Here is a 13,582-nt window from a genome sequence, read left to right on the forward strand (position 1 = left end):
GACTGGGGTTATTGACAAAAGTCTCAACAACCTGTTCGATCGACAATGCTGGAAAATTAACATATTGTCGATCGCCCCAATGCCTGTGTTACTCTGTGACAACAACCTAGATAGAGCCAAAGCTAGTCCTAGCATATGGTTCACATTAAACGGATCGAACTAACTAACTTTAAATCTTTTGGCGGCACAACGTCCATTCCCGTGCTGCCCGGTTTTACCGTGGTTTCCGGGCCCAACGGTTCTGGGAAGTCCAATATCCTCGATGCTTTGCTGTTTTGTCTGGGACTTTCCACTTCTAAGGGAATGCGCGCTGAACGTTTGCCGGATTTGGTCAACAGCGGCCAAAACAAGCGCGGTACCATCGAAACTAGCGTGACTGCGACTTTTGCGCTGGAAGATGTGGGCGATGAATGGTTCACCCAAGCTGAAGATGAGGATGGGGAAGAAAATGTAGCGGATGATTTGTCTGTTGAGTCTGTTGAAGCAACAGACGTAGAAGCAATCGAAATTCCCGAAACTGAAGACAACAACGGACAATCATCCAATTTAAAATCTCAAATTCAAAATCCAAAATTGCCCCATGATTTATCTGCTGAAGAAGTCGCAGAAATTGAAATTGCGGCAACTCAAAACAACGGACAATCATCCAATCAAAAATCTAAAATACCAAGTTTAAAATCGGATGAGTGGAGCGTGACGCGCCGACTCCGAGTAACTCGTCAAGGAACTTACACTTCAACTTATTATATTAATGGCGCACCTTGCACGCTGACTCAACTCCACGAACAACTAAACCGTTTACGAATTTATCCCGAAGGTTATAATGTCGTTTTGCAAGGAGATGTTACTAGCATTATTTCGATGAATGCTAAGGAACGCCGAGAAATTATTGACGAATTGGCGGGAGTGGCTCAGTTCGATCGCAAAATATCCTTAGCTAGGCAAAAGTTGGATGAAGTTAAGGATGTGGAAGAACGCAGCCAAATTGTGGAAAAAGAGCTGATTTCTCAGCGCGACAGGCTGGCTTCCGATCGCACAAAAGCGGAAAAATATCAAAGGTTGCGGGCGGAATTTCAAGAAAAGTCGCAGTGGGAAATTGTGCTGAGATTCCGCCAGTTGCAAAAGCAAGAATGGAAACTGCGGGAACAAATCGAATCGGGCGATCGCAATATTGCTTCTCTCACCGAACAACTGGAAACAATTAGCACCCAAATTCAAGAATCAACTACCGAACTTGACGCGCTGAATGCCCGTGTTAAAGCTTTGGGTGAGTCGGAATTGTTGGCTTTGCAAGCAAGTATTGCGACTCAGGAAGCCCAGCGGCGACAATTGCAAAATCGCCAACAGGATTTGGAAGCAACCGCCGGACAAATGGCGGCTAATATAGCACAAACTGAGGAAGAAGTTAGACAATTTCGGCAAAGTTTGGAGCAAATTGAGGTTGAAATATCTTATATTCAGTCTCAAATAGGAGTTTTGGAGGAACAGCGAGACGCAGCGCGGGAAAATTTAGATCGGAATAGAGATGTTGCAAATGCGATCGCCTCTACTGCAGAAGCTTGGGTGCAGCAGCAAACGGAACTGCACCGCCAAATCGAAACTATTCAACAAACTTTGGAACCCCAGCGTACAGAACAAGCTACTATTGGCGAAAGAGCCGATCGCCTGCAAAACCAAATTCAAGAACAAAACCAATCGCTGCAACTATTGGAACAGGAAATCGCAGCGAAAAAAGTTCAGCAATCTAGCCTTGGGGAAACCCAAAAAGTTGCTGCTTTGCAAGTAGAATCGCTGAATCAGATTTTAGTTGAATCCGAACAAGAATTGCAACTGCAACAGGAAACTCAAACTCGCTTGCTGGAAGAACAGCGCGAAAGACAGCGCAAGTTAGACAAGCTAGAAGTGCAGTTTCAAGCACTGCAAGAAGCGACAGGCACGTTTACTGCAAAAATTGTCGCGCAAAGCGGAATTGGCGGAGTTTGCGGCTTGGTGGCTCAACTGGGTAGGGTGGAGCCGCGCTTTCAGTTGGCGCTGGAAATTGCTGCGGGCGGCCGCATGGGTAATATGGTGGTGGAAAATGACAGTGTGGGGGCTGCGGCGATCGAATTGTTGAAGCAAAAACGGGCGGGAAGGATGACGTTTTTGCCTTTGAATAAGATTCGAGGCGGCCGGTTTTCGGTGAATGAAAATTTGCGGCGCGCGGCGGGGTTTGTGGATGCGGCGGTGAATTTGATTGATTGCGATACGCGCTATCAGGAAATTTTTGCTTATGTTTTTGGCAGTACGGTTGTGTTTAGCAATCTCACTGATGCCCGCCGCTATTTGGGACAGTACCGGATTGTTACTTTGGATGGGGAAATTCTGGAAACTAGCGGGGCGATGACTGGGGGAAGTTCTAGTAATAGGTCAACTTTGCATTTTGGCACGGTTGATGCTAGTGTGGCGGCGGATGAAGCCCGGACGATCGCCTTTTTGCAAGAACGTCTAGAGGAAATTGAGCGGATTTTGGAACGGTGCAAAATTGCGATCGATCGCGCTGCTGTTGCTGTCAAAACTCGCAGCCAAGAATTGATGGAGGCGAAACAGAATTTACGCGAAAATCAGTTGCGGTGGGAACAGTTGGATTCGGAAATTAAGAAGTTGCAAGCGCAGCAGGAACAAGTGCGATCGCAAATTGCTAAAAATACTCAGGAATTAACTGATTCGCAGTCGAGATTGCAGTTGTTGGAGAGGGAATTGCCCGTCCAAGAAACTCAATTGCAGCAGTACCGCCAAACTTTGGCGCAGTTGGAAGAGTCCAACAGTCACAGCGAATGGCAGCAAATGCAGTCGGGTTTGCGCGCTTTGGAAGCACAACTGCAAGAGCGAGAATTGGCTCTCAGAACCGCCCAGCAGCGCCAAGGAGACTTGAAAAATCAATTCGGGCGTTTGGAAGAGAAAATTAAGGAAGGCAGCGAGAAATTGCAGGAATGGCAAGTGCAGCAAAATGCGGGGGCGGATGCGATCGCTGCTATTGTTTCGCAGCAGTTGGAACTCGATCGCCAAATTGCTGAATCTAAGGCTGCTTTGGCTCAAATTGAGGAAAAGTTGGGGGTGGAAAAGGGCGATCGCGATCGGGCAGAATCTCAACTGCGAGAGCAGCATTTAGCCAAACAACAGTTACAATGGCAGTTGCAAAAACTCCACGAAACCCAGCAAGAACGCCGGGAACAATTAGCGGCCGCCCGCACTCTCTTGGACGCGCAGCGGGCGGAAATGCCCGATCCGGTGCCGTCGATTCCCGAAGATGTCGAGAAAGCTAATTTGACTGAATTGCAGCAGGAAGTAAAGGCGATCGCCAAACGCATTCAAGCCCTAGAACCTGTGAATATGCTAGCCCTCTCAGAGTACAACCGCACTCAAGAACGCCTCCAAGAATTGAGTCAAAAGTTGACGACATTGGCCGGAGAACGCACTGAACTGCTGTTGAGAATTGAAAACTTTACCACGCTGAGGCGGCGCGCTTTTAAAGAAGCTTTTGATGCTGTTAACGAAAACTTCCAGACTATCTTTGCGGAACTTTCCGAAGGGGACGGGTATCTTCAGCTAGATGACCAGGAAGACCCCTTCAGCAGCGGTTTGAATTTGGTCGCTCACCCGAAGGGGAAACCCGTACAGCGGCTGGCTTCTATGTCTGGAGGCGAAAAATCGCTGACGGCGCTGAGTTTTATTTTTGCGCTACAACGCTACCGCCCGTCTACGTTCTACGCTTTTGATGAGGTGGATATGTTTCTGGATGGGGCAAATGTTGAGCGATTAGCTAGAATGATAAAACGACAGTCTGAACAAGCCCAGTTTATTGTTGTGAGTTTGCGGCGACCTATGATTCAATCAGCAGAGCGTACAATTGGTGTTACTCAAGCGCGGGGAGCTTATACTCAAGTCATCGGACTTAAGTTGTAGTCCCGGAGTATCTGTTGATGACCGTGTTCAGTGATATATATACTTGATAAATCAGGATTAAAGTTATAATGACATCCGAACAAATCTGCCAACGCTCCGATATTCTAGGCACTCAAGTCATCACCCGCGACAGAGGTAAGCGCTTGGGTGTAGTCAGTCAATTGTGGGTGGACATCGATCGGCGAGAGGTTGTGGCGATCGGTCTGCGCGATAATATGTTCGCAGTTGCTGGAATGCCCAGGTTTATGTTCCTCAGCAATGTTAGCGAAATCGGCGACGTGCTGTTGGTGGAAGATGAAAGCGCGATCGAAGATGATGTTGATGTTGAAATCTACAGCATTTTGATTAACAGCGAAGTTATTACCGAAACCGGTGAACTTTTGGGTAGAGTGCGCGGCTTTAGGTTCGACCCCGAAGACGGTAAGTTAGTTTCTATCATCATCGCTTCCCTAGGAATCCCCCAAATCCCCGACCAAGTTCTCAGCACTTACGAGTTAGGGATTGAAGAAATTGTCAGCAGCGGCCCGAACCGCTTGATTGTGTTTGAAGGTTCCGAAGAAAGGCTCAGGCAGCTTAGCGTAGGTTTGCTAGAGCGCGTAGGTTTGGGCCAAGCACCTTGGGAACGCGAAGAGGACGAGCAAGGCTATTATCCGAAACCCGTTGCTACGGAATATCAATTAGGCCCGGGCGTGCGGATACCTGCACCGGAAATGCGTAGCAAGGTAGCTGCGCCTGTATTGGAGGAAGTTCCTTGGGACGACGATTCGCAGTGGAACCGGCCGCCGGTGCGGCAGCAGATGCGCGCAGTAGCACAACCCCAATCGGCGATCGACGATTATGAGGATTACGAAGAAGATAATTGGGGCGGCGAAGACGATTACGAGGAAGAAGAGTACGAAGAAAAGCAGTACATTCGCCCGGAGGTTTCTCGCGCGAAGCAGCCTGTGGTTGAGTACGAGTATGAGGATGATGTGGAGGCGGATGCTTGGGCTGACGATGAAGCGCCGAAGCCTTACAATGCTCCTCGGGTGAATATCCCTGAGAAAACTAAGACTCCTGAGTACGAGGAAGAACCTGGTTATTAGAACTCACCACAGAAGTAGTAACACACCGGTTAAAACCGGTGGCTACAGATATAGCAATCCTTGCAGGATTTATACATATCTAGGGGTGGTGGATGGTGCGGGCCTACCCCCATTTCTTCCTGGTAACGAGTAGCCACCATCTAATATCATGTTCGGTTGATTATCATAACAAAAAGGGTTCGTAGTGTTGACTTTAGTCCGCAGCATGAAAGCGGACTTTAGTCCGCACTACGAACCTTACTGCAGTTAATCGATCGGACATAATATAAAATATGAAAAAAGGCAGACTCAAAAAATTTACATTCCGATTAATAACCTATCTAATTTTTCCAATATTGCTCTCTGCAACCACCGCTGAAATTGTCTTGCGAGTTGCCGGATACAAACCCTGGCAAATAGAAAATGTCGATGTGGCGGTGGAACCGAAAGGTAACTTTTTCACTAAAGATTCGCAACTCGGTTACAGGCATTTACCCGGAAAATTCAAAGTCACGCTTAACGGCAACTACTCATTTAACGCCACTCATCTCAATAATAGTTTAAGAATAACACACCCGCTCAACACCTACAATCAATCGTCAAACAAGCCGGAAATATGGATATTTGGCTGTTCTTTTACCTACGGTTGGTCATTGAATGACAGCGAAACTTATGCGTGGTTGTTACAAGAAAGATTACCTAAGTATGAAATAGTAAATTTTGGCGTTAACGGCTACGGCACGCTGCACTCGTTTATTCAATTTAAAGAAGCACTAAAACAAGCAAATAAACCAAAAATTGTCGTAATTGCCTATGCCGGATTTCACGATAGGCGCAATACTTTATTGAGGGCGAGAAGCAAACAAATGGTTGCTTGGAATAAACTCGGCATTCTGTTGCAGCCCGATGCTAGGCTGAATGGAGAAAATAATTTTACCTACAGCATGAAAAAACTTGAATATCGCGAGTGGCCGCTAATGCGAGTTTCCGCCTTAGTAAATTTGCTAGAGGTTAATTACAATCAATTTGAGGAGCAATTGTACAAAAGTCACGATGTTTCTAAGGCAATTATTGAAGAATTTAACCGGGTAGCTGAGGCTAATAATATTAAGTTAGTTGTTGCGGGAATTAATGCGGGTTCTGCTAAGATGTTGGATGAGTTAAGTCATGAGGGAATTGCGACAGTAGATATTTCGGTTGATTTGAAAATACCGGGAAATAATAATTTACCTCATGATATTCATCCGAGTGCAACGGCGAACCGGCAATATGCAGATAAGTTGGATAATTTTTTGCAAGGTACTGTTTTGAAGTGAGTTAATGAACCGCGAAGGCGCTGAGGGCGCGTTCGGCGAAGCCGTTGCCAAAGGATAGGAATAAAGAGGAAGTTGAGGAGTTATTTGGGGTTGTTACAGTGATGGGATTATTTGATTTAAAATTGAGTCGCAAGTTTCTGATTGATGGACTTTTTCTGTTTTTAGTTGTTCTTTTAACAATTGGAGTAACGTCAATTTATGTATCTAGCGAACGTACTTTTTATTGGTGGGATTACGCGGGATACAACACCGCTACAGTCAATACGGCTAATTTATTTCGAGACTCGCCACAGAAAGCATTGGCTGGAGTTATAGAATCGCTGGCTAAGGAAAAAAATCTATTAATTTCTCTGCCGTTAGTGCCGTTTATTCTGTTATTTGGTGACTCTCGATTGAGTTACATTCTCAGCATTTCGCTGATTTATGTGCTGCCTTTTCGCTTGTTGTTGGGGGGAATTTCTGCAAGGCTTATTCCAGTTTATCCGCAGCGGGTTTTTTGGTCAACTGTGCTGCTGAGTTTATTGATTCCAATGAGTTGGATTCCGACTTTGCGGGGATATTTGGATACGGGGGGCTGCGTATTTGTAGGGTTGGCGATTTGGGTTTATTTGCAGGATGTTAAGCTGAAATCTTGGTGGAAAATTCCGTTAATTGGGGTTTGTCTGGCGGTGGCGATTCTGTTGCGGAGACATTTTGCTTATAGTGCGATCGCCTTTTTGGGTGCGGCTAGTTTACAGGCTTTGATAGAGTTTATCGTACAAATATACCGTAGAGATTCGGCATTGCCCTCTCCCTACCGAGATTTGGTTGAATCGGGGATCAAATTGGGTTTGATAGCTGCGACTACTTTTAGTGTTTTAATGTTGGTAGCGGGAGATTTTACTCGCAGTGCTCTGACAGTTAACTATCGCAATTTATATGTGGCTTGGAGTTTGCCGGTTGATGATATTTTAATTCGTTATGCGTCTTTTTACGGTTTGGGAACTTGGCTGTTGGTACTGATTGGTTTTTCGGCGGGGATTGTGACGCGGACTCTGGTTCCTAGGGCGACTATTTTTGTTTCTTTGTTTGGGGTTTTGTCGCTGGTTGAATGGCTTTTGGTGTTGCGTTACGGCTACTTGCACTATACAATTCATGTGACACCGATCGCACTTTTGGGATTATCGGCATTTTTCTGGACAACTTGGCTGACACTCAAGGGAAAAGTCCGCTATTTGATACTGGGCGCGGCGGGTTTTTACCTGATTGTGAATGCAGCCGTGGGGTTGATTCCTGTCAAGGTTGATTTGTCAAGACTGTTTGTGAGTAATTTTGGGCCGTTAGTGCGATCGGACTACGGCGAAGTTGTAAAATTAGTAGAGTTTCTACGAAAATTAGCACCGGATGAAGAACCAATTTATATTGCAGGTGCTTCTAACAGTTTTAATGCTAATATACTCAGACAAGCTAATCGGCAATTAAACCCGCCGGAGGGTTGGTGGAAGTTAAACACCATCGGGAGGCCGCAAATTGACTCCCGCGATAGTTACCCGCTACCGGAGTTGTTACAGGCGCAATATGCGGCGGTTGCTGTGCCTTTTCAGCAGGTGTTACCGACAGACGAACAAGTTTTGCGATCGCACGAGCAAGATGTTGTTAAAGTTATCTATGATGTCTTTACTCAAAACTGGGAAATTTCCCGCGATTTCCAGTTGTTACCACAACAGTTTAAGTTAGAAAACGGCGTGACTGTCAGCATTTATCGGAGAATTCGTCCCACGGATACAGGCACAGCAGTTCGCACTTTATACGCGATGCAGCAACAAATAGTCGATCGACCGGGCGGGCAGTTAGATTGGATTAGTTTGCGTCAGTCAATTTACACAAGTGCCAATTATTCAGTCAGTAGAGAATCGGATAACCTATATAAAATTGTAACTCCTCCCATTAAAAATAGCACGAAACTCGATACATCTTTTCTGTATTTAGGTGCTATTTCAGACAGGGCGCAAGTTACCGGCCAACTCGCTTTACTTAACCAGCAATGTCCGGGAGTTGCCCTGCGCTTGACTTTGTGGGACAAACAAGGTAAGTTGATAGACTCTGCGAGGATGGAGTATGGTGGCAAAAGTGCGATCGATCTAAATCTATCTGTTGGCGGTAAAAATCCAATTTATTTGCTGCTTGAAGTATTGAGTAGCGACAAACAGGAATTAACAAACCAATGCCCGCTAGAAATTAACAATTTATCTGTAGGCAGCAAGCCTAAATAATATCATCTTCCTTCAATTGAAATACAATTCCTGCTTAATTCGTCAACAGAGCACCCAACTCCGAACGGTCGAACCTAATATCTGCTAAAAAAAATCAACTATTAATGCAGAATAATCAAAAATCCCACAGGTATTTTAATCTATCTCTCTATACTTTTGTCATCATCGGTTCCCTGATGGCAACTGGCTACATTTTTCCCATTGGCGGCAATTTTCCCGAAGTGCCACCAATTGAATTTATGCTAAATCCTGAACTGTACAAAAACGATTATTACGTTCAGGAAATGGTTAAGTTTAATCCACGATATTACTATTATTATATCATCTATTTGCTAGCCAACTTCGGAACAAGCATTCCCCTAGCGCATTTTATTTATCAATTCCTAGCCTTCGGTTCATTTATCCTAGCCTGCTACGCAATTATCAAGATTTATACTGATTCCAAACTGCCCGCAGCAGCGATGACTTTTTTATGTATAGCCGCTTCATTTACAGATGTTGGCAACACCCTGATATTTTCCACTAAATCAGTACCGAGTACCTTCGCGATGGCCTTCGCAATCTGGGGAATTTACTTTAGTTTGCGTCAAAAATGGTTGACAGGATATTTCTTTTTTGGACTAGCTTGTTTGCTGCAATTCTTAGTGGGTTTGCTACCGGGATTGATGATGGTTCCCGTTTTAATGATTGAATCCGTAAGGCGGCGGAAGATTAAAACGTTGATTTTGTCGATCGCACTTTTAGCCACAATGGCAAGTATAGTATACGTACCCATGTTATTAACAGGTACTACGAGCACTCACACTATCGACAACGCCGAGTTTGTCTTCATTCACGCCCAAGTCCGCAATCCCCACCACATCCTCCCGTCAAGTTGGGCTGTCGGGAATTGGTTCAACTTTATCTGTTTTATTCTTGGCGGCTTGCTTTGCATCAAAAAAACAAATTTACTACCACAAGAAGACAAAATAAAGTTTTACGTAATTCTCGGAACCTCAATTTTTGCACTGTTCCTAAATTACATATTTGTCGAAGTTTACCCGCTGGCTTTTATTGCCAAACTACAACTAGCTAGAACTGTACCTTTTGCTCAAATAATTATATTTATTGCGGTTGCTTTGACGCTAGATGAAGTTGACTCGCAAAAACAAGCACCTGTTAGCTTGTTCGTACTCTCTGTAATGACTTTGCCTTTTCGAGGTGTCATTTTTTTAGGATTCGCAGTTTGGCAAAATAAAAACTACATATTCCCCAAAAAATACAATATATTGTTGTGGATTTTGGCAGCAGGAACGTTTGTTTTTAGCTTAACATATCCGCTGACTAATTCATGGGAAATAATAGGCGATCGAATAATCACCCTCCCAATCTTTTTTTCAATTCTCGCTTTTCCATTCATCCTCCAAAAAACATCATTTGCTACATCTATAAAACAGACTATAACTCATATTTTAGCTTTGCTAGCCACTGCCATTTTAGTTCTGGGAGTAGCCGGAATTCTACCAAAACCCATATTAAATGTATTTCAAACAAGAATTAATATCAATGCCGTTCCCACCGACGATTTAAGCAAATTAGCTGTGCGATTTTCGCAAATTAGCAGCCCAGACGCACTCGTATTAATTCCACCATCAGTTACCAGTTTCCAATTTTTATCCCAAAGAGCGATTGTCGTCAACTTCAAGAACTTTCCTTTTACCGACAAAGGCATTAAACAGTGGAAAAATCGCATGGAAGCTATTTTAGGAGTTCCCTTAAACCCGCAAATGATTTGGGGAGGAAATGACTTATTCATCCGCCGCAGCAGTGCGGATTTAGTCAAAGTAGCCATAAACTATCATGCCGATTATATTCTGACTCGCAGCGATTGGCATCCAAATATTGACGGAAAAATAGTAGATAAACAAGGTAAATGGATACTGTTTAAAATTAGGTAATACTATTCCTTAAAATTTGAAATCAGATGATTCGGCGGTTGAAACCGCCGAATCATCTTCTAGTCGGCGCAGGCCGACTTTGTTTGTGTAGATGCGGTTTCAACCGCCGAATCTTATTTGCTGGGCGGTTTCTGGTAAGTTTCAACCGCCAAATCTTATTTGCGGTTAAACATCAAAACCCGAATCATCAATAATTTCACAAATCTGCTTATCCACATAATCAGCAGCCACATTCCGCGCAATCAACTCAGCCAAAATCCCTAAAGAAATCAACTGCACCGACAGAATTGTACACAAAATCCCAAAAAATAACAAAGGTCGATTCCCGATCGGCCCAAAACCCATCCCCGCCAAATTCAGAAACCAAATAACAATCAAATAACCAAGCGAAATACTTCCGACTAAGCCAAAAGACAATCCCAATCCCCCAAACAAATGACCGGGTTTGTGCAAATAGTGCGTCGTGGCTAACACCGTCAACAAATCAATAAAACCCCGCGCATAACGTTCCCAACCATAATTAGATTTTCCATGTTTTCGCGGATGGTGTTCGACGACTACTTCACCAATTTTAAAACCCAAATTGTTTGCTAAAGCGGGAATGTAGCGGTGCAATTCCCCGTACAATTTAATCGACTGCAAAACTTCCCGGCGATAAGCTTTAAAACCGCAATTCATGTCGTGCATTTTTACCCCAGTCATCAAACACGCAACGGCATTAAACAGCTTGGAAGGTAAGGTTTTAGAAAGCGGGTCGTTCCGCTGTTTGCGCCAACCGGAAACTAAATCGAATCCCAATTCTAAACTCTCTAAAAATTTGGGAATTTCGGCTGGGTCGTCCTGCAAATCGGCATCGAGAGTAAAGATAATTCTCCCTGCTGCATTGCGAAATCCGGCTAAAAGTGCGGCGGATTTGCCAAAGTTGCGGCGCATTTTTATGGCCTTAATTAATTTAGGATATGTGCTGGCTAAATCTGCAATTTCTTGCCAAGAAGCATCGCGACTGCCGTCGTCTATGAAAATGACTTCGTAACTGTCAATCTCTGCTTGGGACATGACAATTTTTATTTTTTCAAACAGCAATTTGAGGGTGGCTTCTTCGTTGTGAACGGGGATTACGAAACTGAGGTCTTTTGGCATAAAGCTATTCTATTTCATTTGTGTTGTAAATGAGATTTTTTTATTAACCGCAGAGGGCGCAGAGGGCGCAGAGAAGGAGAAAGAGAGGTGTTTTAGTTTTTATCGAGAACTTGGGAGTTTCGCAAAGCTACCCAGCCTTGACGGTTTTTAAATGAGGCATAGGCTGTCAATAATGTATCTGTTGGCGATGTTTGAACGTATCCTCTCCAAGCTGCAAATTGATAGGCTTTGCCAAACAATTTAACTAAGTCGGGACGCGGAAATCCTGACATTGCGAAACCTCGAACGACATTTTCTTGGTTGAGAATGGCAATACATTTTACATTATTTTCGGGGTCTCCCACCCAGCCAATTACTCTGGCGGCAGTCGGTGCGAGGGTAGTTATTGTATCAAAATATCCGGGTACTCCGTCTTTGGGTGCTGAAAGTAAATTGGAATCGATTTGTGTGTCTAATGCTGCACAGAAATTGTGTTTTTTGATGTTTCGATTGAATGGTACTAAGTTGTTAGTTTTTAAAGCATCGATTAATCCGACAAATGCCGCCGGTTTGTTGCCTACTTTGTCTTTAATTAATGTTATGTCGGTGATGCCTAATTGCAGTGACAGTGCTACTAATGGTTGATAGGTTGCTCTGCGGGCGATCGCCATTGCAGTTTCGCCTCCCACCCCGTACATTAAAATAACGGCGGCTGTGGTGACTGCAAACAGCAGTGTCAGCCAACGTTTTTGGATTCTCGGTGCCGCTTGAAACTCCCGCACGCACAAGACTGCGAGAACAATTGTGCTCATCCAAAACAAGGCGGGGAGTGTCGCGTAGCGGGAAGCGGTGGCCTGTTCGATGCCAAATCCCGATCGGCTAACAGCGGCCATTAACGCCGTTTGTAGCGCGTACAATTGAATTGACAGCCAAGGCAGCCAATTTAGGCGCTCTACTTTTTTTACAAATAGCCAATAACTGATAAAACCCGTTACAGCAATCAAACCAATTATACCAAAAATTGATGCGACAATCACATCTTCGCTAAAAATTCCACCGAGATAAATCGGAATATATTCGAGAGCTTTGAGCGGGTTAACTTTAGTTAAAGAAGGGTGATTTGCTGGAGTTTTATAAGTTAAGAAATAAAGACCAACCACTGCAATCGAAGCACCGAAATACCAATAAGTTATTCGCCGAGGAAACCGCAGCACAACCGCAGCAGCACACAATATCGGCCACAAACCCAAAGGAGTGCTGTAACTAACACAGCCTAAAATTCCAAACACAATACTACCAATTACCCAGTTATTTGGTTTCCATCCCTCGTTTCCAGGCTCTGGATGGGAATGAATATTCAGGGGTTGCGCCTCTTTTTTTTCTAACAAAAACTTCGCATAAAATTGCAAACAAAATATAGAACAAATTACAAATAAATTAGCAATTATCCAGTGAACACCGCTGAATCCCCGCATCCAATTGTGAGCCGCCGCCGGTGTAAAACTAAAAATAGAAATGCTAAGGACAATTAATATAAATAGCAGAGGATAGCGCCTCAAATTTAATGGCAGCAAAGCAATTAGTACGTGGCACTGAATCAAAGCTAAAAACCAGGCAACTAAGCACAAACCAATATTTGAGCCTTTGGTGACAGCGATATTCAAGGCGTAGATAATTGCCGGAATGAAGACAAAATGCTCGTTTGCCCGAAATATCCAATTAAAAGGATTTGTCGAAAAACCATCTACTGAATAAAAATTCCATGTCATCCACCAATAATCAAAATTAGACAAGTCTCCCGCTTGCGATATCAGGTACAAAATATAGGATGCTGGTATGAGAATGCCGAGGACTGATGCGGCAATTAAAATAGATTTTTCTTGAAGTTTCATGAATTAGTAAACACAAATAATTTTTATTCGTAGGGGCGGGTTTAGCCGAGAAACCTTGCA

7 protein-coding genes are annotated in these 13,582 nt (G+C 44.1%); 5 read left to right on the plus strand and 2 right to left on the minus strand.

From position 1 onward, the window contains the following. The first annotated feature begins 135 nt into the window (after positions 1 to 135). The 5 genes from smc to QUB13_RS07990 all read left to right on the plus strand — a co-directional run bounded on the left by smc (position 136) and on the right by QUB13_RS07990 (position 10,511). Positions 136 to 3,942 (plus strand): chromosome segregation protein SMC, encoded by a 3,807-nt coding sequence (smc, locus tag QUB13_RS07970; protein ID WP_333379965.1) that lies wholly within the window; start codon positions 136 to 138, stop codon positions 3,940 to 3,942. A gap of 68 nt (positions 3,943 to 4,010) precedes the next feature. Further along, positions 4,011 to 5,027 carry a PRC-barrel domain-containing protein gene (locus QUB13_RS07975; RefSeq protein WP_333379966.1) on the plus strand — a complete coding sequence of 339 codons (1,017 nt, stop codon included), beginning with the start codon at positions 4,011 to 4,013 and terminating at the stop codon, positions 5,025 to 5,027. Between the two features lie 272 nt (positions 5,028 to 5,299). Then, entirely contained in the window at positions 5,300 to 6,322 is a 1,023-nt protein-coding gene (locus tag QUB13_RS07980) for an SGNH/GDSL hydrolase family protein (RefSeq protein WP_333379967.1), read from the plus strand. A 44-nt stretch (positions 6,323 to 6,366) separates the two neighbouring features. Beyond that, positions 6,367 to 8,574, plus strand: coding sequence for a hypothetical protein (locus tag QUB13_RS07985; RefSeq protein WP_333379968.1), 2,208 nt, complete (start codon positions 6,367 to 6,369; stop codon positions 8,572 to 8,574). A 104-nt stretch (positions 8,575 to 8,678) separates the two neighbouring features. Further along, positions 8,679 to 10,511 (plus strand): DUF6798 domain-containing protein, encoded by a 1,833-nt coding sequence (locus QUB13_RS07990; protein ID WP_333379969.1) that lies wholly within the window; start codon positions 8,679 to 8,681, stop codon positions 10,509 to 10,511. A gap of 165 nt (positions 10,512 to 10,676) precedes the next feature. Here QUB13_RS07990 and QUB13_RS07995 read toward each other — a convergent pair whose 3' ends face one another. Both QUB13_RS07995 and QUB13_RS08000 read right to left on the minus strand, forming a co-directional pair. Then, the gene (locus QUB13_RS07995) at positions 10,677 to 11,651 is read right to left on the minus strand and encodes a glycosyltransferase family 2 protein (RefSeq protein WP_333379970.1); all 975 of its coding nucleotides are present in this window, start codon (positions 11,649 to 11,651) and stop codon (positions 10,677 to 10,679) included. A 92-nt stretch (positions 11,652 to 11,743) separates the two neighbouring features. Beyond that, positions 11,744 to 13,522 (minus strand): hypothetical protein, encoded by a 1,779-nt coding sequence (locus tag QUB13_RS08000; RefSeq protein WP_333379971.1) that lies wholly within the window; start codon positions 13,520 to 13,522, stop codon positions 11,744 to 11,746. Between the last annotated feature and the right edge of the window lie 60 nt (positions 13,523 to 13,582).

The organism is Microcoleus sp. B4-D4 (assembly GCF_036705185.1).
GTDB lineage: Bacteria > Cyanobacteriota > Cyanobacteriia > Cyanobacteriales > Microcoleaceae > Microcoleus.